This is a genomic window from Streptosporangium sp. NPDC049376, assembly GCF_044466505.1.
In the GTDB taxonomy this organism is placed as follows: domain Bacteria; phylum Actinomycetota; class Actinomycetes; order Streptosporangiales; family Streptosporangiaceae; genus Streptosporangium.
On the sequence record NZ_JBITMT010000001.1, the window covers coordinates 1,094,219 to 1,118,382 of the forward strand.

The window sequence follows — 24,164 nt, forward strand, 5'->3', positions numbered from 1 at the left end:
CCGCCTCTCCGCACCGGGCGCCGTTGACCGGTGCGGAGGGTCTCGCGGCCCCGGCTCACCCCCGTTCGGGGGAGCCGGGCCTGCGGCCGCCGGAAAGGCGGCCGAGAAGGGAGGCGGCGGAGGCCCGGTAGGCGGCCACGTTGCGCATCTTGACGTGCTCGTAACCGCGCACGACGTCCGGCAGTTCGGCCAGTTCCAGGACCGTCGCCGCGGTCTCGGGGGTCAGGTGGGACAGGGCCCGCCGCACGTCGCGGGTGTACTCCGCGACCAGCGCCCGCTCGGTCCTGCGCACCCCGGCCATGCCGAACGGGTCCAGCCGGGTGCCGCGCAGCCCGCGCATGCCGTACAGCAGGCGGAAGGCGGGGTCGAACCAGGTGCCGAGGCGGATCTTGCGGTTCATGCCCATGGCACGCAGCACCGGCGGGTGCAGGTTGTAGGAGATCTTCGCACCCGGCCCGAACTCGGCGGCGATCCTGGCCCGCTCGGCCGGGTCGAGGTGCAGTCTGGCGACCTCGTACTCGTCCTTGTAGGCCATGAGCCGGTGCAGGTGACGTGCGTAGGCCTCGGTGATCGGCAGTGAGTCTCCGGAGGCCTCCCTGGAGGCCTTCTCCTCCTCGGCCTTGACCGCGCGCACCGCCTCGGCGTAACCGGCCGCGTAGCGCGGGTTCTGGTAGGCGGCCAGGTCGGGCACCCTGACCGTCAGAAGGCGGTGCAGTTCGGTGCCGGGCTCGGCGATCGAGTCGACGAGCCGGGCGAGCTCCGGATCGGGACGGGAGGCGGGCGGCGCGGGCGGGCGGGCCGCCTCGGCGACGGCCTCGGGGGCGGCGACGACGGCCCTGCCCCAGTGGAAGGCGGCGATCGTCAGGTCGGCGGTCTTGCCCCCGCTCTGCCGTACGGCCCGCTCGATCGACTCCAGGCTCAGCGGGATGAGCCCGCGCTGCCAGGCCGCGCCGACCACGATCGTGTTGGCCGGCATGTGGTCGCCGAACAGCGCCTGGGCCAGGTCCTCGGCGTCGAGGTAGACGTTCAGTTCGCTCCTGGTGCGCGATTCGAGCGCGCCGATCGGTGAGCCGAGTTCGGTGACGTGCCTGGACGGGTCGACGACCATGGAGCCGGTGGGGACCAGGCTGGTCGAGACCACCGCGACGGTCCGCCCGGGGTCGGCGGCGCTCAGGTGCTTGGGGTCGGTCGCGCCGAGCAGGTCGAGCGCCAGGTAGGCGTCGACCGCGCCGGTGCCCGCCCGCGCGGAGCGGTCCTCGCCGTCCTCGAAGATCCGGACGTCGGAGACGACGGTGCCGCCCTTCTGGGCCAGGCCGGTCTGGTCGAGCCCGCGTGAGCGCTTGCCGTCCAGCATCGCCGCGGTGCCGAGCATCTGCGCCACGGAGACCACCCCGGTCCCGCCGATGCCGACCAGCCTGATCGTCGTCTCCCCGGCGCGCGGCTCGGGGGCGGGCAGCGCGGGCGGCACGGGTACGGCCCGGCGCCGCCGGGTGTCCTTGCCGGGCACGACGGTCACGAAGGACGGGCAGTCGCCCTCGACGCACGAGTAGTCCTTGTTGCACGAGGACTGGTGGATCTCGGTCTTGCGGCCGAACTCCGTCTCGACCGGGAGCACGGACAGGCACTCCGACTTCTGCCCGCAGTCGCCGCAGCCCTCGCACACCCGCTGGTTGATGGCCACCCGCCTGACCGGGTCGGGCAGTTCGCCCCGTTTGCGCAGCCGCCGCTTCTCCGCCGCGCACTGCTGGTCGTGGACCAGCACGGTCACGCCGGGGATCGAGGCCAGCTCCCGCTGCGCCTGTTCGAGCGCGCTCCGGTCGCGGACCTCGGCGATCCTGGAGAGCCTGACCCCCCGGTAACGCTCGGGCTCGTCGGTCGTGACGATCACCCTGCGCACGCCCTCGGTCTCCAGCCAGCGGGTCAGGTCGGCCACCGCGAGCGACGGGGTGATCGTCTGCCCGCCGGTCATCGCGACCGCGCTGTTGTAGAGCAGCTTGTAGGTGATGTTGACCCCCGCGCCGACGGCCGCCCGTACGGCCAGCGAGCCCGAGTGGTGGAAGGTGCCGTCCCCCAGGTTCTGGAAGATGTGCGGGGTGTCGGTGAAGGGCGCCTGCCCGATCCACTGCGCCCCCTCGCCGCCCATCTGGGTCAGGCCGGTCAGCGTGCCCTTGCCCTCGCGGTTGATCACGATCATCGTGTGGCAGCCGATCCCCGCGCCGACGGGGGCACCGTCGGGCACCGCGGTCGAGCGGTTGTGCGGGCAGCCGGAACAGAAGAAGGGGGTGCGCTGCGGGCCGAGCAGCTTCAGCGGCGCCGGACGGGAGATCACCGCCAGCCCCCTGTCGACCCGGTCGCCGGCCGCCGGGTCGAGTCCGGCCCTGCGCAGCCGGAAGGCCAGCGCCTTCGCCGCCAGGTCGGCGTCGACGCCGCCGCTCCTCGGGATCAGCGGGGCGCCGTTCTCGTCGAGCTTGCCCAGCACGCGGGGGGCGTCGGCGGTGCCGTACAGGACGTCCTTGACCAGGCCCTCAAGCAGCGGGTCCTTCTCCTCGACGACGAGGATCTCCTTGAGCCCCCTGGCGAAGGTCCTGACGATCTCCGGTTCGAGCGGCCAGATCATGCCTATCTTGAGGACGCGGACGCCGAGCTCCGCCGGGTCGACGCCCAGCCTGCGGAAGGCCTCGCACACGTCGTAGTAGGCGGTGCCGGAGGCGACGACGCCGAGCCAGGCGTCCCGGGGGTCGACGGTGACGCGGTTGAGGCCGTTCTCCCTGGCGTAGGCACGGGCCAGGTCGAGGCGCGGGCCGGTGAGGGTCCGCTCCATCTCCAGTGACCACGGCGTGAGCAGGGTCGCGTCGGGCGTGTGCCGGTACGGCCTGCCCTGGTACTCGACGACGGGCGTGACCGGGACCACACGGCCGGGTCCCACCTCGACCGTGCCGCTGGCGTCGACGACGTCGGTCACCGTCTTGACGGCCACCCACAGGCCGCTGGCCCGGGAGGCGGCGATGGCGTGGCGGCCGAGATCGAGCAGCTCCTGGACGCTTCCCGGATGGACGATCGGCATGCCGAAGGAGGCCAGCGTGCTCTCCGTCGCCGAGGGGAGCGTGGAGGACTTGCAGATCGGGTCGTCCCCGCACAGGGCGATCAGGCCGCCGTCGGGGTGGGCGCCGACGAAGTTGCCGTGCCGCAGCGCGTCGGCGGCGCGGTCGACACCGGGGGCCTTGCCGTACCAGACGCCGAGGACGCCGGCCTTGCGCGGCCGGGGCAGGCCGGGGACGAGCTGGCTGCCCCAGACGGCCGTGGCGCCGAGCTCCTCGTTCTGGCCGGGACGGTGCACGACGTCCAGGGGCTCGGCGTGCCGCCGCGAGCGGGAGAGTTCGAGGTCGAAGCCCCCGAGGGGGGAACCGGGGTAGCCGGAGACCATGGCGCCGGTTTCGAGACCGGCCGCGCGGTCGGCGCGCATCTGGTCGAGGATCACGCGGACCAGGGCCTGCGTGCCGGTCATGAACACCTGGCCCTCTTCGAGGGCGTATCGGTCGTCGGGAGCCGTTGCGCGGGTTTCGGCGGAGATCGTCATGATCGGTGGTCCCGTCTTGCCGTGGTGCACTTTGGTTGCCGCAAGGTTATGTCAGGCTGTCCGAAATATGATGTCAATATTTATTGTCCACTGCTGAGTGGATAGCATCCGATGCCATGGATGCCACAGATCGCGCAATCATCGGCCTTCTCCAGGTGGAGGGCAGGCTCAGCAACCTCGAACTCGCCGAGCGGGTGAGGCTCACTCCCTCGCCCTGTCTGCGCCGGGTCCGCAACCTTGAGGAGTCGGGGGTGATCAGCGGTTACCGGGCCGTCATCGACCCGGCGGCCGTCGGGCGCGGCTTCCAGGTTCTGGCGTACGTGGAGCTTGAGGGCCAGGACGCGGAGACCGTCACCGCCTTCGAGGCCGCGGTCCTGGAGATCGAGGACGTGGTCGAGTGCCTGCGCATGTTCGGCCGCCCCGACTACGTGCTGCGGATCGCGGTGCCCGACATGGAGGCCTACAGCCAGCTGTGCCTCGAACGGCTCGGCAAACTGCCCGGCCTTGACAAGCTGACCTCCCAGATCGCCATGAAGGCCCTCAAACCCGGTGGCGTCCTACCGCTGTGACCTCCGCGGCGCGGCGGACGGGGCGGGAGTCCCGGAGGGCGACGGCTTGGGCGACGGCTTGGACGATGGCTTGGGAGATGGCGCGGGCGGGGGAGGGGGCGGCGTCCTGGGCAGGTCGATCAGTGCCTGTCTGGCCCGGGGTGCGCCGTCGAGGGAGAAGTAGGGGTTGATCCGCAACGCCCTGGCCAGGTGGGCGCGGGCGGCGGCCGTGTCGCCGAGGGCACGCGCGATCTCGCCCCGGTGGTAGGCGGCCTGCGCGTTCCGGGAGCCGGGGGGTTCGGCGTGGGCGGCGTACCCGGCCGCCTCGGCGTCGTGGCCGGCCTGGTGCAGCGCCCACGCCAGGGCGTCGGCGACGTCCGCGCCGCCGTGCCCGTTCCACTCGGCCCGCAGGCGCCGTACGGCGGAGGCGGGGTCGCCGTGGTCGGCCTCGAACCGTCCCGCCCTCAGCGCGTCCACCCTTGCCAGGCCGTGGGAGGTGAACAGGGCGTACTGCCGCGCGGCCCGCTCCGGCCGCCCGAGGTGCTCGTACAGCTCGCCGAGGTCGGCCGTGTAGCCGGGGTCGCGGGCCGCCGCGGCGCCGTAGTCGCGGATCGCCGCGTCGGTCCAGCCGAGCGCCGCCTCCGCCCTGGCCCGTCCTGCGTACGAGGGGGCGTGCTCGGGGTCGGCGGCGAGCGCCCGCCCGTAGGCGCGTACGGCCCGCCGCGGCCGTCCCAGACTCCATTCGAGCTCGCCGAGCCCGTGGGCCTGGCACGCCAGCTCTGCGGGGGAGGAGGCCGCGAACCCGGCTCTGCGGAGCACGGCCCTGGCCCGCCCGCTCTCACCGCGCAACCGCAGCAGGTCGGCGGCCCGGGTGAGCGAGGCCACGTCCGGGGTGCCGCCGAGCATCCGCCTCAGGGCGAGGTCCGCCCTGTCGTACCGGCCGAGCCCGGTGTAGGCGTCGGCCAGCACCGTGTACAGCGGCCAGCGGCGCGGCGCGGTCCTGCGGGCCCGTGTTCCCCAAGCACGGGCGGCGCCGTGGTCGTGCCTGACGTTGGCGATCACACCCATGCCGATCATTGCGTCGGCCTCGGGGGACAGGCTCAGCGAGTACCTGAAGGCCGAGCGCGCCAGGGCGTAGTGGGCCGGGTCGCCGGTGCGCCCCGCCGCGTCGAGATGGGCGTCGCCGAGCGCCGTCCAGGCCCGCGCGTCGGCGGGATGCTCACGCAGGCGGGCGCGCGCGTCCGCGACGGGGTCGATCCGCGTCCGGGAGGTCCGTGAGCCTCCGGCGGAGGCCCCGTCAGGTCCGGTCGAGGCTCCGGGCGGTGTTCCGGGACCGGGCGCCGGATCACCGGGGCCGAACAGGGCCAGCAGGACGCCGCCCGCCGTCAGGCAGCCGAGCAACGGCAGGAATCTGCGCACGCGTCTCGCCTCCGCGCTCTCAGAGGTGGCCGGGCCACGGCGGCCCGTCGTTCCGCGTGGAACGGTGGGGAACGGGAACCGGCCGGCGGCACATTGTCCGGATTTTTCCGGAAATGATCTCTCGGGAAACGCGGCGAAACCGGGTCGAGTACTGCGTGAAACCCACGTTCGGCGTCCTTTTCGAAAAGCCCCCGTTCAGGTTCTCGATCATGAGAAAGCTAGCACCGCGGGCACGAGCCCCTCGGGGAGCAGCCGGTCAAGAAACCCCAAAAACGGGAGCGAAAAAGCACGAGGCCCCCGCCGGAGCGGGGGCCTCACGGACCTGTGTCAGACCACGCCGGTCTTGACACGCGTCAGGAAGTCGGCCCAAACCTGGGGGCTGAACAGCAGAGCCGGGCCATCGGGGTTCTTGCTGTCGCGAACCGCGATGACGCCGGGGAGGTTGTCGGCCACCTCCACGCACTCGCCGCCGTTTCCGTTGCTACGGCTGCTCTTGCGCCACTGTGCGCCGGTCAGGTCCATGAATGCATCCTTTTCTCGATGAAGGCCGCCGATGCGGCCTGGGGTAGGGCATATGAGCGCAGGGCGTCGAACTGGGCCGATAGAGGGTCGACCCGCGCTGGATCGATCAGAAGCTGTGCGGCTTCCGCGTTCTCCATGTACACGATGTCGGGGGCGCCTTTGAAGGACAGGACCAAGATGGGCCCTGCGAGCCCGGCATAGGCGCCCACGTCGAAGGGGATCACCTGGATGGTGATCCGCGGTCGCATCGTGGCATCCAGAAGGTGTTGCAACTGCGCGCGCATGACCGCGCCGCCACCGATGGGGCGGGTCAGCACGGCTTCGTCCAGCAGGACGAAGAGGATCGGCGGGTCCGGCCGGTCGAGCAGTCGCTGGCGTTGCATACGCACAGTAATCATCTCCTCAACCTCCTTCTCGGTGTCGAACGGCCTTCCCGCCCGGGTCAGCGCCCGTGCGTAGTCCTCGGTCTGTAGCAACCCGGGAACCACCGACAGCTGATAGTTACGCAGCGTCCTTGCCTCCCACTCCAGCTCGAACAGCGAGCGCACCCACGCGGGGGAGGACTCCCTGCCGATCAGCGGCCAGAGCTTGACGAGGGTGCCGCCGGTCTCCAGGACCTCATCGCATCTCTGTGCGAACTTCCTGGTGGGAGCACGTGCGGCGGTCTCGATCAAGCCGACCAGTGAGGTGGAGTACGAGGTCCGTCTGGCCAGCTCCTGCTGGCTCCAGCCCATCGCCTCGCGCAACCTGCGCAGCTCGGAACCCCAGTAAGCGCTGACGCTCGTGCTGGGGTCCAGCTCTTTGGGGGCGGGCATGGGGGGCTCCCGTCTTTCTGGGTCCTACAGGGGTCGGGGTGGAACCTACAGCCGACCCGAACCGAGGTGCATGTACCTCTTCGTAGTCGAACATCTACAGAAAGTAATCACTCCTGTTCACTCTGGGAAGTGGAAACGAAGAATCGCTTGCATCGATTACCGAGAGGAGGTGGACGGTGGTGACGATCGTCCACGGCACATCCGCCTGGACGCCCGCCGTGCGTGCCGCAGGTCTGCTCAATGACGAGCTGGCCAGTCGGGGAGTCAAGGGTGACGTCCACGGGGGTTACGGTCTGGCGCTGGTCTCCGTGCACGGAGACCTGGTGGTCTGGACGGACGGAACGGTCTACCGCTGGTGGGCCGGACACCTGTCGCGGCGGACGGGACGGCGGCTCTACGCCGTCTACGGGGTGGACAACCCCGCGACCGTCGCGCGTGGGGTGATGCTGCGTTACGTCGAGCTGGACGGCGGACAGGACGGTGAGTACGGCGGCGGGTACGGAAGCGAGCGCGGAGGCGATCACAGCGGCGAGCACGGCGACGGGCAGGCAGGGCGGCCGGGGGAACGCCGCCCCTCCTTCGCGCCTCCGCCGGACAGGACGGTGCCTCCGCCGGGCAGGGCGTTGCGAGGGCCGGTCACGGGGGACCGTCCTGAGGAGCCGCCTTCCCCCGCCCTGCCGCGGCCGCCGGCCGTGTCCGGGGTCATGCTCGCGGCCGGGGTCGCGCCGGGCGTGACGGACGGGAGCCGTCCACGCCCGGTACCCGTCCGGTAGGCCCGAAAGAGACGCCCCTTTCCGCCTGGTCCTGCCGGGCGGGGCGGAAAGGGGCGGCGGACGGCGGTAGAGTCGTCCGCCCGGCCACCGAGTACGGCGGACCCGGGGCGTGGACCGTTCCGCGCGGCCCCGGATCCCACGGCGGGGCCGTACGCGCGGGCCCGGCCGTCGAAGGGATCTCTGGAACGTCATGGCGCAGCGGTTTCGGGGCGGGCTCGTCGCGGCCGCGGGCACACTGACCGCCCTCGTCCTCGCCGGGCACCGGCTGGTGCCGAACTGGCGGGGATGGGGCAACACGCTCGACAGCGCCCTGCCGTGGTTCGGTCTCGTGGTCCCGCTGCTGGCCGTGGCCGCTCTCGCCAGGAGGTCACGGCTCGCCACCGCGGGGGCGCTGGTTCCGGCCGTGACGTGGGGGGTGATGTTCGGGCCCGCGTTCGTGCCCGCCGTCCGGGCCGGGCAGCCGGACCTGCGCGTGGTCCACCAGAACGTCAACATGGCCAACCCCGACCTCGCCGGGACCGCGAGGGCCCTTCGCGCGGCGCGCCCCGACATCCTGGTGGCGGCCGAGCTCTACGACGACCCGGTCCTGATGAACGGAACGGTCGATCCCGCCTTCGCCGCGGAGATCGACCCCGACCTGCCCTACCGGTTCCCCGACAACCCCGGCATCGCGGTGTGGAGCAGATATCCCTTCGTGGGCAGGCCCAAGTCGGTGCCCGGGGTGCCGCGCTCCCGGTGGGCGACCATCCGTACCCCGCACGGCCGGGTCAACCTCTACGCCGTGCACCTGGCGTCCTTCCGCCCGGGGGAGCGGTGGGTCATCGCCGAGCGCAACGCCCAGGTCGAGGCGCTGGCCGCGGCGATCAGGGCCGATCCGAGCCCCCGGATCATCGTCGTCGGCGACCTCAACACCGCCTCGACCGACCGGGAGCTGCGCGCGCTCACCGAGACGCTCTCACCCGCGGCCGAGCGGGCGGGCTCCGGCCTGCAGTTCACCTGGCCGGCCACCCTGCCCCTGGTGCGCCTCGACCACGTGCTCACCCGGGGGCTGGAGGTGCTCGACAGCCGGGTGCTGCCCAGGTCGGTCAGCGACCACCGGCCGATCCTGGCCGACCTGCGTTTCCCCTCCGGGAGGGAGGCCGGCGCGGGCCGGTGAAGCGGATCGCGCCGACCCGGTCCGCCGCCGGCCTGTCCAGCAGGGTCACACCCGCGGCGGGCGGCAGGGGGCCGCGCCGGGCCCGGCCGACCAGGTCCCGCCAGCGGCGGCGGTGCCTGGCGAAGGTCGTCGCGGTGACCGTGCGCCCCCGAGCGCGCTGCCCGGCCCGCGCCGTCTCCGGGTCGACGTCGAGCAGGACGAGGTGGACCTCGCCGCCTGCCCTGCGGGCCAGCCAGGCGAAGCCGTGCAGAATGTGCGGCCAGGTGCCCCGGGTGTGCGCGACCACGTCGTGCCCGCCGAGCACCGCCCGTGCGATCCGCCACACATGTGTGGCATGCACGAGCGGAGTGCGGGCCCGATGTGGGACCGGCCCGAGATAGCGGGCCCACCAGTTGCGTGACTGCCGTGAGTCGATCACCCGGGTACCGCCGGCGGCGACCGGCTCCCGTTCGTCGCCGCTGAGGCCGTACAGCCGGTCGAGCAGAGTGCTCTTGCCCGCGCCGGGGAGACCAGCGAGCAGGACCAGGGAACCCGGCGGATAGGTCAGGACCGTCGCGGCCCCTCCCCCGAGAGGACAGGAGGGCGTGTCGCCGGTGGGGGAGGGGAGGGTGGGCATGGCGACTCCTCGAATGACGCGGTCATCCGAGGTCTCCTTCACCCGCGCAGTGCGGGCGGCCGCCCGGGGACGCCGTGGGACGTCCGTACTGACCGGGTCGGCTCTTGGGAAGTACTCCCCTCGCCCCTACAGGGTAAAGGAACGGTGCTCCCGGCTCCACCCCGTGAACGTCGCTCAGCGGAGAGCGGCGGCCTCCGCGGCCAGTCGCTCGATGCGGGAGTAGTCACCGGAGGCCAGCGCGTCCGCCGGAGTGAGCCAGCTGCCGCCGACACACCCGACGTTGGGCAGCGCGAGGTAGGCCGCGGCCGTCGCGGGCTTGATGCCGCCCGTCGGGCAGAACCGCACCTCCGCCAGCGGTCCGGCCAGCGCCTTCAGGTACGGCAGCCCGCCCGCGGCCTCGGCGGGGAAGAACTTCATCTCGGTCAGGCCGCGCTCGGCCAGCGCCAGAACCTCGGAGGCGGTCGCGACACCCGGCAGGAACGGCACGCCGCTGTCCCGCATGGCGTCCAGCAGCGAGGGCGTGGAGCCGGGGCTGACCAGGAACCGGGCACCGGCCTTGACGGCGGCGTCCACGTCCGCGCCGGTACGGATGGTCCCCGCGCCGATGACGGCCTCGGGCACCTCGGCGGCGATCCGCTCGACGGCCTCCAGCGCGCCCTCGGTGCGGAGGGTGACCTCGATCACGGGCAGGCCGCCCCGGACCAGGGCACGGGCCATGGGGACCGCGGTCTCCGGGTCGTCGATCACGACGACCGGGATCACCGGGGCGATGTCGAGCAGACTCATCGATACTCCATGTTGGACAGGCGCTGGCTCAGCCACGCCGCCGCGCCGACGAGCGCGGGCTGGGGCGCCACGATCAGGTTCGTGGCGATGCCGGAAAGGTAGTCGTTCAGCATGGGGGTGCTCTCGAACCGGCGGCGGAAGCCGCTGGAGAGAACCCGTCCCACCATACGGGGCAGCACGCCGCCGCCGAGATAGACGCCGCCCCTGGCGCCCAGGGTGAGCGCCACGTTCCCGGCGAAGGTGCCGAGCATGCAGCAGAACACCTCGACGGTCTCCGCGCACAGCGAGTCGTCCATCCTGGCCACGATGTCGGCGGCGGTCAGGCGCGGCGCGTCGGTCCCGCGCACCAGTGCCAGGGCACGGTGCAGCCGGGTCAGGCCGGGGCCGGACAGCAGATGCTCGGCGATCACGTGTTCGAGCCCCTCGGAGCGCAGCGCGCGGACGATCTCGTGGTCGCGCTCGTCGAGGATCGGCACGGTGACGTGGCCGCCCTCGCTGGGGATCGGCACCCAGCCCTCGGCCGCGGGCGCCAGACCCCCGACGCCGAGGCCCGTTCCCGGCCCGAGCACGGCCTTGATGCCGTGCGAGGGCGCGGGGCCGCCGAGCGAGACCAGATCCTCCCCGCCCAGGTGGGGCAGGGAGGCGGCCAGGGCCTCGAAGTCGTTGAGCAGTTCGGCGTTGGGGATGCCGAGGGCGTGCACGGAGCCCGACCAGCCCGCGTTCGTGAGCCGGTAACGGTCTCCCTCGACGGGACCCGCGATCGCGATACAGGCCGCTCCCGGCTGAACTCCGCCCGCGTGTTCCGCGAGATAGGCGGCTACGGCTTCGGGAAGCCCTTCGTGATCGGCGCCGGCCAGCACGGCCACCGCCTCGGGGGCGCCGCCCGGCTCGGTGACGAGGCCGAAACGGGCGTTGGTTCCCCCGACGTCGGCGACAAGCCAGGGGAGCCAGGGCAGGCTCACCATCGCGCGTTCCTCATGCCCCGGCCTCAAGGCTCTCCGCGTGGCCGTTCAGGGCGAAGATCCCGGCGCCGCGTTCGGCGGGGCCCGCCGTACGGCGGAAGGCGGCGAACAGCTCACGTCCCGTGCCGACCCACCGGGCGTCGGTGAGCGGGGCGCCCTGCGGGGTGCGGGCCGCCAGCTCCTCGGCGGGGACGAGCAGCTCAAGGGTGCCTGCCGTCGAGTCGAGACGGATCGGGTCGCCGTCCCTGACCAGTGCGATCGGCCCGCCGTGCGCGGCCTCGGGCGACAGGTGGATGGCCGCGGGAACCTTGCCGGAGGCCCCGGACATGCGGCCGTCGGTGACGATCGCCACCCGCTGCCCCCGGTCGAGCAGCACCGCCAGCGGCGGGGTGAGCTTGTGCAGCTCGGGCATGCCGTTGGCGCTGGGTCCCTGGTAGCGGATGACGGCGACGAAGTCCTGGCCGTCGAGCTCGCCCGCCTCGAAGGCGCGCAGCAGTTCGAGCTGGTCGTCGAAGACCTTCGCCGGGGCCTCGACGACCAGGTGCTCCGGCTTGACCGCGGAGACCTTGCTGACCGCGCGGCCCAGGTTGCCGTCGAGCATGTGGATGCCGCCGTCGGGGGAGAAGGCCTCGGAGACGGGACGCAGCACGTCGGGGTCGGTGCTGCCCTCGGTGCGCTCCTCCCACAGCAGCTCGCCGTCCGCGCCGTCCTTGAGGACGGGGGCCGAGCGGTAGTGGTCGAGGCCGTGTCCGGCGACGGTCAGCACGTCGGCGTGGAGCAGCCCGGCGTCGAGCAGGTCGCCGATGAGCACCTGCATGCCGCCCGCGGCCTGGAAGTGGTTCACGTCGGCCTGGCCGTTGGGGTACATGCGGGTCAGCAGCGGCACCACCTTCGACAACGCGGCCAGGTCGTCCCAGAGCAGCTCGATGCCCGCTGCGGCGGCGATGGCCACCAGGTGCATCGTGTGGTTGGTCGAGCCGCCGGTGGCCAGCAGCGCCACACAGGCGTTGACGATCGCCTTCTCGTCGACGACCCGCCCCACGGGGGTGTACTCCTCGCCGTGCACGGTGATCTCGACCGCCCGCCTGCCCGCGGCCTTCGTCAGGGCCTCACGCAGCTCGGTGCGCGGGTTGACGAACGTCGAGCCCGGCAGGTGCAGGCCCATGACCTCGATCATGACCTGGTTGGAGTTGGCGGTGCCGTAGAAGGTGCAGGTGCCGGGCGAGTGGTAGGAGCGCGACTCGGCGTCGAGCAGTTCCTCCCTGCCGACCTTGCCCTCGGCGAAGAGCTGCCGGGTGCGTGCCTTGACCTTGTTGGGCAGGCCCGAGGTCATCGGGCCCGCGGGCACGAACACCGCGGGCAGGTGGCCGAAGTGCAGCGCGCCGATCAGCAGGCCCGGCACGATCTTGTCGCAGACGCCCAGCATGAGACCGGCGTCGAACATGTCGTGCGAGAGCGCGATCGCGGTGGACATCGCGATGACCTCGCGGCTGTAGAGCGACAGCTCCATTCCCGCGCGGCCCTGGGTGATGCCGTCGCACATGGCGGGCACGCCGCCGGCGAACTGCGCGACGCCGCCCGCCGCGCGCACGGCCGCCTTGAGGATCGGCGGATAGGTCTCGTACGGCTGGTGCGCCGACAGCATGTCGTTGTAGCTCGACACGATCGCGACGCCGGGCTTGACGTTGGCCATCAGGTCCGGCTTGTCCCTGCCGGCGGCGGCGAAGCCGTGGGCCAGGTTGGCGCAGCCGAGATGTCCGCGCGCGGGCCCGCGCTCGCGGGCCGTCCTCGCCTCGGCGTCGAGCCGGGCGAGGTAGGCGCCACGGCTGGCGCGGCTGCGCTCGGCCAGGCGGTCGGTGATCTCCTGGATGGCGGGGTTCATCCGGCCTCCTCGTCGGTCGTCGTGGTCTGCGGGCTCGTTCACTCCGAGGCCTCCTCGTGCCAGGTACGGCCGCTGCGGCCGAGGAGCTCGTGGGCCCCCGCGGGACCCGAGGTGCCCGCGGGGTACGGCTCGGGCAGGGTGCCGTGCGCCTCCCACTCGCCGAGGATCGGGTCGATCCACCGCCAGGCGGCCTCGACCTCGTCACGCCGCATGAACAGGGTGGGGTTGCCGGTCAGGACGTCCATGAGCAGCCGCTCGTAGGCCTCGGGCACCCGGGTGGTGAAGGTCTCGGCGAAGCTCAGGCTGAGCGGAACCGGCTTGAGGGCGACCTCGCCGGCGCCCGGCTCCTTGGCCATGATGTGCAGCTGGATGCCTTCGCTGGGCTGCAGCCGCAGCACCAGCCGGTTGGGCGCGCTGCCGGGGAAGATCGAGTGGGGCACGTCCTTGAACTGCACCACGATCTCCGAGTACCGGTGGGGCATGCGCTTGCCCGTGCGCAGGTAGAAGGGGACGCCCGCCCAGCGCCAGTTCTTCACCTCGGCGCGGATCGCGGCGAAGGTCTCCACCCGGCGCGAGGTCTCGGTCGGCGCGGTGCCGTCCGGCTCGTCGAGGTATCCGGGGACCTGCTCGCCGCCGGACTCGCCCACGGTGTACTGGCCGCGGACGGTGAACCGGTCGACCTCGCCGCCGACGATGGGCCGCAGCGCCTGCAGGACCTTGACCTTCTCGTCGCGGATGGCCTCGCGGTCGTTGCGCGAGGGGGGCTCCATCGCGACCAGGCACAGGAGCTGGAGCAGGTGATTCTGCACCATGTCACGCAGCGCGCCCGCGTGGTCGTAGTAGCCGCGCCTGCCGGGGGTGCCGACGGTCTCCGAGGCGGTGATCTGGACGTGGTCGATCCACAGGGAGTTCCAGATCGGCTCAAGGAAGGCGTTGGCGAAGCGGAGCACGAGCAGGTTCTGCACGGTCTCCTTGCCCAGGTAGTGGTCGATGCGGTGGATCTGGCGCTCGTCGAAGATGGCGCCGACCTCGTCGTTGATGCGCCGCGCGCTGGCCAGGTCGCGGCCGAGCGGCTTTTCGAGCACCACCCGGGAGGCGGGGGTGACCAGCCCCACACGTTCGAGCTGCCTGCAGAAGGGGCCGAACGTCATGGGCGGACTGGCCAGGTAGAACACCCGGGTCCGCTGCTCGTGCCCGGCGAGCATGGCGCCGAGCCGCTCCCAGCCGGCCGTGTCCTCGCCGCCGATGTCGACCGAGACGTGGTGCAGCCTGCCGAGGAAACGCTCCCAGACGTTCAGGTCGTCGATCGGTACCGCGCCGCGGACCTGGGCGTCCACCTTGCCGCGGAAGTCGGCGTCGTCGAGTCCGCCCCGGGACATCGCGATGATGCGGGTCTCGGGGGAGAGACGGCCGTCACGGTCGCAGTGGTACAGCGCGGGGAGAAGTTTCCGCATGGAGAGGTCGCCTGTACCGCCGAAGACGATCAGGTCGGCGGACTGCGGGAGCTCGGACATGGGGAGTACTCCGTGGTGATCTACCGGAATTAGGGATAGATCGGACACTAGCCGGATCTTGCGCTCTACACAAGCGGAGTTTTGTCATCTTAGATGAGAAAGTTTGAACTTTTCATTTCCTAAGCGGGTGTGGTTCACTTAGCGGATGCCTCGTCGTCCCGCTGCCGCGCTCGCCACCAGCGGTGAGGTTCTGCGCCTCATTCGCACCGGTGAGGCGATCACGCGCGCGGACATCGGCCGGGTCACCGGCCTGTCCCGGCCCGCCGTCTCGCTTCGGGTCACCGAGCTGCTGGACCGCCGCCTCGTCATCGAGGACAGCGACGGTCCCTCCACCGGAGGCCGCCCGCCGACCCGCCTGGTCTTCAACGCCTCGGGCGGCGTCGTGCTGGTCGGCTCCCTCGGGGCGAGCAAGACACAGATCGCCGTGTGCGACCTCGCGGGCGGAGAGCTGGCCCGCGCCGACCTCGCCATCGACGTCGAGGAGGGGCCGGACGTCGTCCTCCCCCTGGTCATGCGGACCTGGGGCGAACTGCTCGGCGACCGGCCCGTCTCCCAGGTGCGCGGGGTCGGCCTCGGGGTGCCCGCGACGGTCGAGTTCGCGGCGGGCCGTACCGAGAGCGCCCGCATCATGGCGAGCTGGACCGGTGTCACGATCCCGCCGATCATCGCGGACCGTTTCCCCGCCCCGGTCTTCCTCGACAACGACGTCAACGTCATCGCGATCGGCGAGCACCGGGCCGTCTACGCCGGGCAGGCCGACGACCTGCTGTTCATCAAGGTCTCGACCCGGATCGGCTCCGGCATCATCGCGGGCGGCGAGATCCTGCGCGGCGCGCTCGGCGCGGCCGGGGAGATCGGGCACATCCCGGTCCGCGACGGCGGCGGGGTGCTCTGCCGGTGCGGCAACGTCGACTGCGTCGACTCCGTCGCCAGCGGCACCGCGATCCTGCGTGACCTGCGCGCCAGGGGCCACGAGGTGAGAACCCTTGCGGACGTGGTGAGCCTGGTGCGGGCGGGCGACGCCGAGACCATGACCGTCGTCCGCAACGCGGCCAGGATGCTCGGCGAGGTCGTCGCCACCGCCGTCAACCTGCTCAACCCCGCCGTGGTCGTGCTGGGCGGGGACGTGGCCGAGACCTTCCAGCCGCTGCTCGCCGGGGTGCGCGAGGTCGTCCACCGGCGCTCGACGGCCCTGTCGACCCGTAACCTGCGGATCGAGCGGAGCAGACTCGGCCCCGGCGCGGGCATCGTCGGCTGCGCGCACATGGTCCTGGACCACATCCTGTCGCCCGAGGCCGTGGACGCCCCCTCCTGAGGGCCGGTGCCCGGCCGCGCCCACGGGGAGCCTGTACTCCCGAGGGCCGTGCCTGCGGGCGGCGGTCCTCCAGGAAGGGCGCTCAGCCCGCCTCGGTCGTCGTGCCCTTCCTGGCGTGCGACTGGCGTCGGACCGCCAGGGCGATGTCGACGACCGCGACGACGACCGCCAGCGCCATCACCACGGTCAGCCAGGTCAGACCCGCCACGAAGCCGAGCACACCGATGCCGACGGCCGCGATCAACGCGAACGAGCCGAGCCTGATGTGGACCACGTCGCGGGGTGTCGCGCCGACCATGGGCTTGCCGTCCGCGGACATCCGCTCCGGCTGTTCCTCGGGTGTCATCGTCTCCTCCTTCGGGCGGGGTTCTCCGGCGGGTGTGGCCCCGCGCTCAGTCCTCCCAGGGCGGTGTCTCGTGCATCTTGGAGTAGTACCTGGCCAGATGGGACTTGATCGGCCCGACGTCGCCACCGGGGACGTCGACCCCGCCTCTGGCCCCTTCGACGACGCCCGCGGCGGCGTGCAGTGCGCGCGGGACGGCCTTGAGCTCACCGTCGACCACGTCGGCGAAGGGCAGTTTGTAGCTTCCGAACTCGTCGGGCTCGCCGCCGTCGTACCAGAGGTGGGCCTCGCGGTACTTGGCGTTCGGCCTGTGCTGTGCCCCCGCCCAGGCGCGTACGCGTCTCTCGGCGGCCTCCTTGTTCCAGCGTCGCCTGGAGTCGGCCAGCGGCAGGTCATGGAACCGCGTCACCGTCATACCGGTCCCCCTTCCTCGCGGACCTCGGGTCTCGCCGGGCCTCGTACGGCACGGCGAGACCGGTGGAATCAGTCCTTGAAGGCGTCCTTGACCTTCTCGGCGCCGTCCTTCAGCTTCTCGCCCGCCTGCTTGAGGTGGCTCTTGCTCTGGTCGGCGCGACCTTCGGCCTCAAGCCGTTCGTCGTCGGTGAGGCGCCCGGCGCCCTCCTTGACCTTGCCCCCGAGCTCCTCGGCCTTGTTGGAGACCTTGTCTTCCGCACCCATGAGTGATTCATCCCCTTATGTCCTCTATGTGGAGTTTCCCCGCACAGGGATATCCAGTGTCCGAGGACGAGGAAGATAAACATGGGCCTGCGGGAAAGGGGCTATGCGGGGGTGATGAGCCGTTCCATGGAGAGCATGCGGAAGGAGCGGTGGTCCTCGCGCTCGACCTCGGTGTAGCCGAGACGGCGGTAGAGGCCGATGACCTGGTGGCGCTGGGGCATGACGTCGAGGACCAGCCGGGCGAAACCCCGCTGCTCGGCATGTCTGTGCGCGTGCTCCATCAGCAGTTTGCCCGTCCCGCCACGGTGGCCGGGACGCGCGTAGAGACGGCTCACCTGGACGGCGTCCGTCCCGGGGAGGGGCTTGAGACCCACGCCGCCGATCGGCCTGTCGTCGTGGCAGGCGACGAGGAACACGCCGGGGTCGCGGTAGACGGACCCGGGGTCGCGGCATTCGTTCTGCATGCGGGCGGGCAGCTCGTCGAGGGAGACCGGGACAGGGAGACCGAGCTCCGCCTGGGTCGCTCCCATGTACTCGAAGATCAACGCTCCGACGTCCGCCCAGCGGTTCGTGGTGTGGGCGTCCAGGACACGGATGGGGGAGTTCATGACACGCTCCGACGGTCGCGCTCCGGGCGGGTTCGCCCGCCCCGGCGTTCGGGTGAGATCGGTCGCATCCCCATATCTTGAACGATGCCTTGATCCTTTGATGAGGCAGGGGCGGAGGTTTGTCTGTCACCCATGGGAGCCGCTCCAAGGTGCGCTGTGAGCGGAAAGCGCTCACAGCGAACGGCGCGGGAACGCCGGCCCGGGAGCGTTATGGTCGCGATGAATCGTCATTCGTAAATTCAGCTCCGGGGTGGGTGAAAGAGATGACCAATTCGCGGCCCGTCGCCGAGGATCAGCTCTACCAGCGGCTTTTGCGTAAACGGATCGTCGTCCTCGGCACGGAGGTGAACGACGAGGTGGCCAACAGGATCTGCGCCGAGCTGCTCCTGCTGTCCGCGGACGACGACCGGCGTGACATCTGGCTCTACATCAACTCGCCGGGCGGCTCGGTCTCGGCGGGCATGGCCATCTACGACGTCATGCAGTACATCCCCAACGACGTCGCCACGGTCGCGATGGGCATCGCGGGCTCCATGGGGCAGTTCCTGCTGTGCGCGGGGGCGCCGGGCAAGCGCTACGTGCTGCCGCACGCCAGGATCATCATGCACCAGCCCTCGGGAGGCCTGGGCGGCACCGCCACCGACATCGCCATTCAGGCCGAGCAGATGCTGTACACAAAGCAGCTCATGCGTGAGCGGATCGCCTTCCACACCGGCCAGACGCTGGAACAGATCGAGGAGGACTGGGACCGCGACCGCTGGTTCACCGCGACCGAGGCCAGGGACTACGGGCTCGTCGACGAGGTCATCCGTACCACCAGGGAGGTCGTCCCCGAGAGCTGAGACAACCCCTCTCCCCGCGCGTCCCGCGAACGGACAGGGGCGCGGCCGGGGAGAACGGGAGCAGGCCGGGTGCGTCAGCGGTGACAGAGCAGGCAGCGCAGGGCGCGCTCAAGGGACCCGGCGTCGGAGACGGGGACGGGCCAGGGCAGACGGATCAGCGTCGGCTCGTCGACGCCTGAGCGGACGGTCGCGCCGAACCTGTCGAGCTCCCAGAGCCATACGTCGGGGACGGGCCCGTCGAGCAGGCAGGCCAGCGCCGTCTCAAGCTGGTCGCGGTGCGTGCCGTTGACATGGCCGAGCAGGCGTTCGGCGACGTCCATCAGGGGGTCGGGGCGGGCGCCGAGATACTCCTCACCGTCGAGCACCCCCGACTCCGGGCCGGTGAGATAGATCACCTGGCCGACGTCGATCCGCAGCAGCCGGGGGCCACGGCCCTCAAGAGCCTCGAACAGCGCCTCGTCGGGGCAGCGTTCGGCGATCGCGATCGCGGCCTGCCGCGCCTCCCCATCGGGTACGGCCTGCGCCCACCCCTGCACCTTGAGCAGGCCGCGCGAGGCCTGGACGGCTCCGAGACTGCGGCTGGCCGTCAGGTCGACGGTCACCACGGGTTCGTCGAGCGCGTCGTGGAGCGGATCTCCCGGCATGACCAGCAGCACCGGGCGGCCCCGGTCGTCGACGCCTCCCCTGGCGGGCGAGGCGGGCAGGCGGGTCCCGGTCAGGGACACGTGGGTCGGGACGGCCGTGGCGGCGAGGGTGCGGACCCGTTCGGGGATCGGGGGAGCGGTGACGGGCTGCATGAACAGGCTCTCCTTGAGATCGGGGGATCCTTGACCTAAGGTAAGGCTTACCTCACTAAGGCAAACCTAATCACAGAGGAGTGACCGTGCGCTACACCGGGCCCAAGGTGCGGCTGTCCCGCAGGGCGGGCGTCCCGCTGACCCGCAAGGCCGTGCGCTACTTCGAGGAGCGGCCGTACCCTCCGGGCGAGCACGGGCGCAAGACGAACAGGCGGCAGACCGGTGACTACGGCCTGCGGCTGATGGAGAAGCAGAAGCTGCGCTGGTACTACGACGTCTCCGAGCGGCAGATGCGCCGCTACTGGGACATGGCGCTGCGTGGCACCGGCCGTTCGGGGGCCGAGCTGGTTGTGCTGCTGGAGAGCCGTCTGGCCTCCCTGGTCCTGCGGGCGGGTCTCGCCCCGTCGATCTACGCGGCCCGTCAGTACATCTCCCACGGCCACATCACCGTGGACGGCCGCAAGGTCGACATCCCCAGCTACCTGGTCAAGCCCGGCCAGGTCATCGCGGTCCGTCAGAGGTCCAGGACGATGCAGCCGTTCGTCGCGGCTGCGGAGGGCGTCTACGCCGACGACCGGATCGCCGCCTACCTCGACGTCAGCCACACCGACCTGAGGTTCACCCTTGTCGGCCGCCCGCTGCGCGAGCAGATCGTGATCCCGGTCGACGAGCAGCTCGTCGTGGAGTTCTACTCCCGCTGACGGCTCACCGCTGGCGCCCGCCCACCGGTCAGCGGCCGGCGGGCGTCACCGGGACCCGGTCCCGCAACTCGCGGATCTCCGCCCTGAGCGCGGTCAGCTCCGCGAGCACCGCCTCGTTCGTCTCCCTGACCGTCAGGGCCTCCTGGGCCGCGGCCTCGGCCGACTGCTCGGCGTGCTCGTCCTCCATGGCCCTGACCACGACGGCGATGAAGAGGTTCAGCACCACGAAGGTGCACACCAGCATGAAGGCCACGAAGAAGATCCAGGCCGCCGGGTGCTCGTCCATGACCTCCCGGGTGATGTCCGACCATCCGTCCCCGGTCATCATCTGGAACAGGGTGAACAGCGAGGTCGGCAGGTCCCCGAAGTAGTCCGGCGCGGTGTCGTGATAGAGCTTGGCGCCCATCACCGCCGCCACGTAGAGCACCAGGCCGAGCAACAGCACGATCGACGTCATCCCGGGCACCGCGTTGAGCAGCGCCGTCACCACCCTGCGCAGACTCGGCACGACCGAGATCAGGCGCAGCGCCCGCAGGATGCGCAACGCCCGCAGCACCGAGAGGCCACTGGCGACGGGCAACAGGGAGATCGTCACGATCGAGGTGTCGAACAGGTTCCACGGGTCGGCGAAGAACCGGCCCCGGTAGACGTAGACCTTGGCAAGCAACTCGGCGACGAAGACGTAGAGCGCGGCGTGGTCGATGACGGTCAGGGCCGTGCCGTACCGCTCGACCGCCACCTCGGAGGTCTCCAGTCCCAGGGTCGCGGCGTTGACCAGGATGATCGCGATGACGGCCTGCTGGAAGCGCGGAGCCTCCAGGACGGCGCGGGCACGCTCGCGCAGCGGCACGAATGACTCCCCGTGGGTCGTTGGCCGGGTGAACTGAGGGAAGATCATATCGCTCGGGGATCATCCGCCCCGCCCGGAAGTCGGCCTCCTCAGGCCAGGGACCGGCCCGTCCCGCCGCAGGGGGTCGTTCGCCCGCTCCCGCATCCGGGACGCGCGCCGAGGCCGGGGCGGCGCGGGCCGCCCCGAGCACGGTCGCCGCGGGCGCGGCGGCGACGGTCACGCGTGCCGTCTTCGGCGATCGGGTTCCACCGAACCTGCCCACACCGCTTTTCCTGAAATTTGGTGATAAATCCGACAGCGTGGACTCGGCGCGCACGGAGGTCGGCGGGCCGAGAGGACGGCGGATGGGGCGGAACGCGGGAACGCGTGGTCAGAGGCAGGTCAGGTCGGGGTTGGGCACCGGCCCGCAGGGGCCCTTGTTGCCGCCGCCGTCGACGACCTGACCCGCGGGAGCCCAGATGAGGTAGCCGCCGTTGAACCTGCCGACGTTGCCGGACAGGTTGATCCGGGACTCGGGGACGGTGCGGACGTGGACGCCACCCGCGACCGGGTTGCCGTCACGATCCTTGACCCCGCTGGGCCGCAGGCCGTTGCCGGTGAACACGTTGCCGGAGATCCACTCCGAGTTCGCGCGCCTGATGCCGTTGTCGACGAGGACGCCCGCGGTGCGGTTGGAGGTGAACCGGTTGCCCTTGATGGTGAAACCGGTGACGTCATCGGCCTCGAAGCCGATGTCGTTGTTCCTGATGTCGTTGTCCTGGATCGTGTTGGTGACGTTCGGCGACTGCGGCATGGCCGTGTAGAAGGCGCTTTCCGCGTTCTTCAGGACGTTGCCGGTGAACACGTTCTCGCGGGACATGTCGTAGAGGAGCACGGTGAAGTCGTCGAAGACGTTGTTCTCGTAGCGCCCCCTGCTGGACTGCTCAAGCCGCAGGGAGCCGGAGGTCAGTTTGCTCGCGCGCACGGTGCCCGTCGACTGGCGCAGATACAGCTGGTCGCGCGCCTCGCAGCCGTCGAGCGTCACCCAGGAGTCCTGGGCCCTGATCCCGTTGACCGTGCAGCCGCCGGAACCCTGACCGAGGACGGCGGAGGCGTTGGTCAGCTTCGTCTGCGCCCCGAGCCGGACTCCCGAGACCGTCAGCGGGATCGGCGAGATCAGCTGGGAACCGGCGGCGGTGAGCGACTGGGAGCCGGTGAGCGTGCCGTTGACCAGCGTCGTGCCCCTGCGGTCGGGGATCTGGACGGCGGGCGCCCCGCTGACGGTGTGGCCCGCGAGGTCGACGGTGACGTTGTCCGCGCCGATGGTCAGCCCGGTGCCCTGGCACACCAGGTCGGCGGTCAGGACGAGGTTCGCCGTCACCACGTCACCGCACTGCGCGGCCGTGGCGGGAGCGGGGGCTGGGACGGGCAGGGCCACTCCGGGTCCGGCCGTGGCCAGGACGGCGGACAGGGCCCCGACGAGTACGGCGGCCGTGCGAACCGCCCCCGGTAATCGTGCCGGGCCGTAATCGCTCTTCCTCTCGGGCATTTCCCCTCCATGGTCGCGGTGAATGATTTCCCCGGCGCCGGGATAAGGGGGCCGGCGCCGGGTTCCACGGACCAAGGGTGCACGAGGATCAGGGAGCGGAAAAGGCGGGAAAACGGCCGCCACCTGTTCCGGAAATGCCTCCGGAAGGCTACGTGACAGAAAAGGAGATACGGTTTTCCGGTTTTTCTTCTTTTTTCGGCCGGGCCTTTTCGTGTTTCCCCGCCGGTGCTCGGCCTAGCGCGGCGGGCCGTACGGCTCGATGCGGGGGTCGGAGTGGGGGCCCGTGCCTCCGAAGGCGACCGGGGAGATCCGGTCGGCGGCGGCCTCGGTCACGCGCAGGCCGTACAGGCCCCTGCGGGGATCGATGAGCACCAGGTCGTAGCCCAGGTCGACCTCCTCGTCCCTGAGGCCGAGACGGTGCGTGGCCTGTTCGAGTGTGGCCTGCGGCGGCAGCCGTACGGTGATGAGGACCATGACCGTGCCGCCGCTACGCCGCACGCCGGTCTCTGCGCCGCAGCGCGGCGAGAACCCCCGCGACGTCCAGCAGGCCGTAGCCGTAGTCGTAGTCGTAGCCGACACCGCCCCGGTCGTCCGCGGTGCGGTGCAGCAGGGTGCGCAGCTGCGAGGGGGACAGTACGGCGGCGGGCCAGCGGGTGCGGATGGCCGCGACCAGTCCGGCGGCGACGGGGCAGGCCGCGGAGGTGCCCGAGTCGGGCGAGCCCTCGCCGAAGGCCCCGGAGCCGGAGAAGTGGGTGTAGGAGCAGATGTCGGGCTTGCGCTGGGCGAGACGGCCGGGCCCCTGGGAGGAGTAGCCGACCCGCTCGCCCTCGGTGTCCGCACCGGCGACGGACAGCACGCTCGGGTGCGAGTTGGCGCCGCCGATCGGGCGGTCGGGGTAGGCGCACCGGCGGTCCCTGCAGTCGCGCCCGCAGTTGCCCGCGGCGAACAGCACGTCGGCGCCCGCCTGCTCAAGGCTGGAGACGATCAGGTTGAACGGGTGGGCCGCGTTGTCGGAGTAGTTGCCGGGGTGGCCGACGGGGAAGTCCCACTCGGGGGAGAAGGAGCCCCAGCTGTTGCTGACGACCAGCGACCGGGTCGCGGCGGGCAGGGAGTCGAGCACGGTGCGCAGGTGGGCGAAGGCGGCGACGGCGTCGGAGAGCAGGCCGTCGATCTCCGAGCCGCCGGGACGCCGGGAGAGCAGCACGGGAATGTCGATCAACGACGCCTTCGAGGCGCTGATCAGCGCGTCGAAGGCGCACATCGTGCCGTGGTCGACCTCGAACCGGCCCGCGGTCCCGGAGACGCCGGAGGGGTTCCAGCTGTGGGCGGAGTCGATGATCGGGGCGTGTCCGATGCGCTGGGCGACGTGTGCGGCGTTGATGCCGGTGTCCACGATGGCCAGGGGGACGCCGGAGCCGTCCAGCCCCTCCGACCTGAGCTCGGCGACGCGCAGCAGCCGTTCCACGTCGTGCCAGTCGCCGACGGGGGCGTCGCCGCCGCAGACGATGCTCGACCCGATCACCGGGTCGGCGTGCACCCCGATGACGTCGGAGCGGGTGTTGGGCAGCAGCGTGACCCTGGTGGAGAGCTCGTCGTCGGAGATCTCGCCGCGGACCAGGACCGAGGCGTGCTCGGCGGCGAAGGAGAAGGTCAGTGCCTGGTTCAGGGACAGCGGGTCGCCCCCGGCCGCCGGTACCGGGCGGGGCACCGCGACCGGGACGAAGGAGTGGTCGAGGACGACCCCGGGCAGGCCGTCGGACACGTCGGCCGTGGTCGTGGCGACACCCGGGTCGGCCACGGCCGCGACGATGTCGGGGGTTGGGCGGAGCTGGATCAGGACTCGCATGGCGCACCACCGGATTCGAGGGGATCGAACTCTCCCCACGTTCCTGCATTTCCGGCGGCCCCGTCCAGCCGTGAAAAATGCCTCTG

At 71.3% G+C, this 24,164-nt stretch carries 24 protein-coding genes; 6 read left to right on the top strand and 18 right to left on the bottom strand.

The window, feature by feature from the left end:
* Nucleotides 1–55 precede the first annotated feature (55 nt).
* The gene (locus ACIBVQ_RS05015) at nt 56–3,577 is read right to left on the bottom strand and encodes an indolepyruvate ferredoxin oxidoreductase family protein (protein WP_399175705.1); all 3,522 of its coding nucleotides are present in this window, start codon (nt 3,575–3,577) and stop codon (nt 56–58) included.
* Nucleotides 3,578–3,693: 116 nt separating this feature from the next.
* On the opposite strand from ACIBVQ_RS05015, the gene ACIBVQ_RS05020 reads away from it, so the two are divergent.
* Complete coding sequence (locus ACIBVQ_RS05020) at nt 3,694–4,146, top strand: Lrp/AsnC family transcriptional regulator (protein WP_352009346.1); 453 nt, start codon at nt 3,694–3,696, stop codon at nt 4,144–4,146.
* On the opposite strand, the gene ACIBVQ_RS05025 is transcribed toward ACIBVQ_RS05020, so the two are convergent.
* The 3 genes from ACIBVQ_RS05025 to ACIBVQ_RS05035 form a co-directional block, all read right to left on the bottom strand.
* A complete protein-coding gene (locus ACIBVQ_RS05025; protein ID WP_399175707.1) occupies nt 4,135–5,544 on the bottom strand; it encodes a tetratricopeptide repeat protein in 1,410 nt (469 codons plus the stop codon). The two genes, ACIBVQ_RS05020 and ACIBVQ_RS05025, sit on opposite strands and share 12 nt — an antisense overlap.
* Before the next feature lie 327 nt (nt 5,545–5,871).
* Nucleotides 5,872–6,066, bottom strand: a complete 195-nt coding sequence (locus ACIBVQ_RS05030) for a DUF397 domain-containing protein (RefSeq protein WP_352009348.1) — start codon at nt 6,064–6,066, stop codon at nt 5,872–5,874.
* Nucleotides 6,057–6,881 (bottom strand): helix-turn-helix transcriptional regulator, encoded by an 825-nt coding sequence (locus ACIBVQ_RS05035; RefSeq protein WP_352009349.1) that lies wholly within the window; start codon nt 6,879–6,881, stop codon nt 6,057–6,059. The genes ACIBVQ_RS05030 and ACIBVQ_RS05035 overlap by 10 nt, the downstream gene beginning before the upstream one ends.
* Nucleotides 6,882–7,057: 176 nt before the next feature.
* On the opposite strand from ACIBVQ_RS05035, the gene ACIBVQ_RS05040 reads away from it, so the two are divergent.
* Both ACIBVQ_RS05040 and ACIBVQ_RS05045 read left to right on the top strand, forming a co-directional pair.
* On the top strand, nt 7,058–7,654 hold the full coding sequence (locus ACIBVQ_RS05040) for a hypothetical protein (protein ID WP_399175709.1): 597 nt from the start codon (nt 7,058–7,060) through the stop codon (nt 7,652–7,654).
* A gap of 190 nt (nt 7,655–7,844) precedes the next feature.
* Nucleotides 7,845–8,810: an endonuclease/exonuclease/phosphatase family protein gene (locus ACIBVQ_RS05045; protein WP_399175711.1), complete on the top strand. Its 966-nt coding sequence runs from the start codon at nt 7,845–7,847 to the stop codon at nt 8,808–8,810.
* Here ACIBVQ_RS05045 and ACIBVQ_RS05050 read toward each other — a convergent pair.
* From ACIBVQ_RS05050 to zwf, 5 genes are all read right to left on the bottom strand, one after another.
* The gene (locus ACIBVQ_RS05050) at nt 8,740–9,426 is read right to left on the bottom strand and encodes an AAA family ATPase (protein WP_399175713.1); all 687 of its coding nucleotides are present in this window, start codon (nt 9,424–9,426) and stop codon (nt 8,740–8,742) included. The two genes, ACIBVQ_RS05045 and ACIBVQ_RS05050, sit on opposite strands and share 71 nt — an antisense overlap.
* Before the next feature lie 174 nt (nt 9,427–9,600).
* Complete coding sequence (eda, locus tag ACIBVQ_RS05055) at nt 9,601–10,212, bottom strand: bifunctional 4-hydroxy-2-oxoglutarate aldolase/2-dehydro-3-deoxy-phosphogluconate aldolase (protein ID WP_399175715.1); 612 nt, start codon at nt 10,210–10,212, stop codon at nt 9,601–9,603.
* Nucleotides 10,209–11,177: a glucokinase gene (locus ACIBVQ_RS05060; protein ID WP_352009354.1), complete on the bottom strand. Its 969-nt coding sequence runs from the start codon at nt 11,175–11,177 to the stop codon at nt 10,209–10,211. The genes eda and ACIBVQ_RS05060 overlap by 4 nt, the downstream gene beginning before the upstream one ends.
* Before the next feature lie 10 nt (nt 11,178–11,187).
* Nucleotides 11,188–13,056, bottom strand: coding sequence for a phosphogluconate dehydratase (gene edd / locus ACIBVQ_RS05065; RefSeq protein ID WP_352009355.1), 1,869 nt, complete (start codon nt 13,054–13,056; stop codon nt 11,188–11,190).
* Between the two features lie 38 nt (nt 13,057–13,094).
* Entirely contained in the window at nt 13,095–14,570 is a 1,476-nt protein-coding gene (gene zwf, locus ACIBVQ_RS05070) for a glucose-6-phosphate dehydrogenase (protein WP_399175718.1), read from the bottom strand.
* Between the two features lie 145 nt (nt 14,571–14,715).
* Between zwf and ACIBVQ_RS05075 the strand changes: the two genes are divergently transcribed.
* Entirely contained in the window at nt 14,716–15,885 is a 1,170-nt protein-coding gene (locus tag ACIBVQ_RS05075) for an ROK family transcriptional regulator (protein WP_352009357.1), read from the top strand.
* A gap of 82 nt (nt 15,886–15,967) precedes the next feature.
* Here the strand turns inward: ACIBVQ_RS05075 and ACIBVQ_RS05080 are convergent, their stop codons facing one another.
* From ACIBVQ_RS05080 to ACIBVQ_RS05095, 4 genes are all read right to left on the bottom strand, one after another.
* On the bottom strand, nt 15,968–16,231 hold the full coding sequence (locus ACIBVQ_RS05080; RefSeq protein ID WP_352009358.1) for a hypothetical protein: 264 nt from the start codon (nt 16,229–16,231) through the stop codon (nt 15,968–15,970).
* 46 nt (nt 16,232–16,277) lie between these two features.
* Nucleotides 16,278–16,643, bottom strand: a complete 366-nt coding sequence (locus tag ACIBVQ_RS05085) for a hypothetical protein (protein ID WP_352009359.1) — start codon at nt 16,641–16,643, stop codon at nt 16,278–16,280.
* 68 nt (nt 16,644–16,711) lie between these two features.
* Nucleotides 16,712–16,906 (bottom strand): CsbD family protein, encoded by a 195-nt coding sequence (locus tag ACIBVQ_RS05090; protein ID WP_352009360.1) that lies wholly within the window; start codon nt 16,904–16,906, stop codon nt 16,712–16,714.
* Nucleotides 16,907–17,007: 101 nt separating this feature from the next.
* Nucleotides 17,008–17,514, bottom strand: a complete 507-nt coding sequence (locus ACIBVQ_RS05095) for a GNAT family N-acetyltransferase (RefSeq protein WP_352009361.1) — start codon at nt 17,512–17,514, stop codon at nt 17,008–17,010.
* A gap of 263 nt (nt 17,515–17,777) precedes the next feature.
* Between ACIBVQ_RS05095 and ACIBVQ_RS05100 the strand changes: the two genes are divergently transcribed.
* Nucleotides 17,778–18,356 carry an ATP-dependent Clp protease proteolytic subunit gene (locus tag ACIBVQ_RS05100; RefSeq protein WP_352009362.1) on the top strand — a complete coding sequence of 193 codons (579 nt, stop codon included), beginning with the start codon at nt 17,778–17,780 and terminating at the stop codon, nt 18,354–18,356.
* 74 nt (nt 18,357–18,430) lie between these two features.
* Here the strand turns inward: ACIBVQ_RS05100 and ACIBVQ_RS05105 are convergent, their stop codons facing one another.
* Entirely contained in the window at nt 18,431–19,153 is a 723-nt protein-coding gene (locus tag ACIBVQ_RS05105) for a DUF2470 domain-containing protein (protein WP_352009363.1), read from the bottom strand.
* An 86-nt stretch (nt 19,154–19,239) separates the two neighbouring features.
* On the opposite strand from ACIBVQ_RS05105, the gene rpsD reads away from it, so the two are divergent.
* Entirely contained in the window at nt 19,240–19,854 is a 615-nt protein-coding gene (gene rpsD / locus ACIBVQ_RS05110) for a 30S ribosomal protein S4 (RefSeq protein WP_352009364.1), read from the top strand.
* Nucleotides 19,855–19,882: 28 nt separating this feature from the next.
* On the opposite strand, the gene ACIBVQ_RS05115 is transcribed toward rpsD, so the two are convergent.
* The 4 genes from ACIBVQ_RS05115 to ACIBVQ_RS05130 form a co-directional block, all read right to left on the bottom strand.
* Nucleotides 19,883–20,704, bottom strand: a complete 822-nt coding sequence (locus ACIBVQ_RS05115; protein WP_352009365.1) for an ion transporter — start codon at nt 20,702–20,704, stop codon at nt 19,883–19,885.
* 370 nt (nt 20,705–21,074) lie between these two features.
* A complete protein-coding gene (locus ACIBVQ_RS05120; protein ID WP_399175722.1) occupies nt 21,075–22,232 on the bottom strand; it encodes a right-handed parallel beta-helix repeat-containing protein in 1,158 nt (385 codons plus the stop codon).
* 234 nt (nt 22,233–22,466) lie between these two features.
* Nucleotides 22,467–22,730: a hypothetical protein gene (locus tag ACIBVQ_RS05125; protein WP_352009368.1), complete on the bottom strand. Its 264-nt coding sequence runs from the start codon at nt 22,728–22,730 to the stop codon at nt 22,467–22,469.
* The gene (locus tag ACIBVQ_RS05130) at nt 22,720–24,078 is read right to left on the bottom strand and encodes a S8 family serine peptidase (RefSeq protein WP_399175724.1); all 1,359 of its coding nucleotides are present in this window, start codon (nt 24,076–24,078) and stop codon (nt 22,720–22,722) included. The genes ACIBVQ_RS05125 and ACIBVQ_RS05130 overlap by 11 nt, the downstream gene beginning before the upstream one ends.
* Between the last annotated feature and the right edge of the window lie 86 nt (nt 24,079–24,164).

What these genes read in the sequence shown, in the direction of transcription:
- ACIBVQ_RS05015 (WP_399175705.1), bottom strand. Translation starts at nt 3,577, where the DNA reads ATGACGATCTCCGCCGAAACCCGCGCAACGGCTCCCGACGACCGATAC.
- ACIBVQ_RS05020 (WP_352009346.1), top strand. Translation starts at nt 3,694, where the DNA reads ATGGATGCCACAGATCGCGCAATCATCGGCCTTCTCCAGGTGGAGGGC.
- ACIBVQ_RS05030 (WP_352009348.1), bottom strand. Translation starts at nt 6,066, where the DNA reads ATGGACCTGACCGGCGCACAGTGGCGCAAGAGCAGCCGTAGCAACGGA.
- ACIBVQ_RS05035 (WP_352009349.1), bottom strand. Translation starts at nt 6,881, where the DNA reads ATGCCCGCCCCCAAAGAGCTGGACCCCAGCACGAGCGTCAGCGCTTAC.
- ACIBVQ_RS05045 (WP_399175711.1), top strand. Translation starts at nt 7,845, where the DNA reads ATGGCGCAGCGGTTTCGGGGCGGGCTCGTCGCGGCCGCGGGCACACTG.
- ACIBVQ_RS05050 (WP_399175713.1), bottom strand. Translation starts at nt 9,426, where the DNA reads ATGCCCACCCTCCCCTCCCCCACCGGCGACACGCCCTCCTGTCCTCTC.
- eda (WP_399175715.1), bottom strand. Translation starts at nt 10,212, where the DNA reads ATGAGTCTGCTCGACATCGCCCCGGTGATCCCGGTCGTCGTGATCGAC.
- ACIBVQ_RS05060 (WP_352009354.1), bottom strand. Translation starts at nt 11,177, where the DNA reads ATGGTGAGCCTGCCCTGGCTCCCCTGGCTTGTCGCCGACGTCGGGGGA.
- edd (WP_352009355.1), bottom strand. Translation starts at nt 13,056, where the DNA reads ATGAACCCCGCCATCCAGGAGATCACCGACCGCCTGGCCGAGCGCAGC.
- zwf (WP_399175718.1), bottom strand. Translation starts at nt 14,570, where the DNA reads ATGTCCGAGCTCCCGCAGTCCGCCGACCTGATCGTCTTCGGCGGTACA.
- ACIBVQ_RS05075 (WP_352009357.1), top strand. Translation starts at nt 14,716, where the DNA reads ATGCCTCGTCGTCCCGCTGCCGCGCTCGCCACCAGCGGTGAGGTTCTG.
- ACIBVQ_RS05080 (WP_352009358.1), bottom strand. Translation starts at nt 16,231, where the DNA reads ATGACACCCGAGGAACAGCCGGAGCGGATGTCCGCGGACGGCAAGCCC.
- ACIBVQ_RS05085 (WP_352009359.1), bottom strand. Translation starts at nt 16,643, where the DNA reads ATGACGGTGACGCGGTTCCATGACCTGCCGCTGGCCGACTCCAGGCGA.
- ACIBVQ_RS05090 (WP_352009360.1), bottom strand. Translation starts at nt 16,906, where the DNA reads ATGGGTGCGGAAGACAAGGTCTCCAACAAGGCCGAGGAGCTCGGGGGC.
- ACIBVQ_RS05095 (WP_352009361.1), bottom strand. Translation starts at nt 17,514, where the DNA reads ATGAACTCCCCCATCCGTGTCCTGGACGCCCACACCACGAACCGCTGG.
- ACIBVQ_RS05100 (WP_352009362.1), top strand. Translation starts at nt 17,778, where the DNA reads ATGACCAATTCGCGGCCCGTCGCCGAGGATCAGCTCTACCAGCGGCTT.
- ACIBVQ_RS05105 (WP_352009363.1), bottom strand. Translation starts at nt 19,153, where the DNA reads ATGCAGCCCGTCACCGCTCCCCCGATCCCCGAACGGGTCCGCACCCTC.
- ACIBVQ_RS05120 (WP_399175722.1), bottom strand. Translation starts at nt 22,232, where the DNA reads ATGCCCGAGAGGAAGAGCGATTACGGCCCGGCACGATTACCGGGGGCG.
- ACIBVQ_RS05130 (WP_399175724.1), bottom strand. Translation starts at nt 24,078, where the DNA reads ATGCGAGTCCTGATCCAGCTCCGCCCAACCCCCGACATCGTCGCGGCC.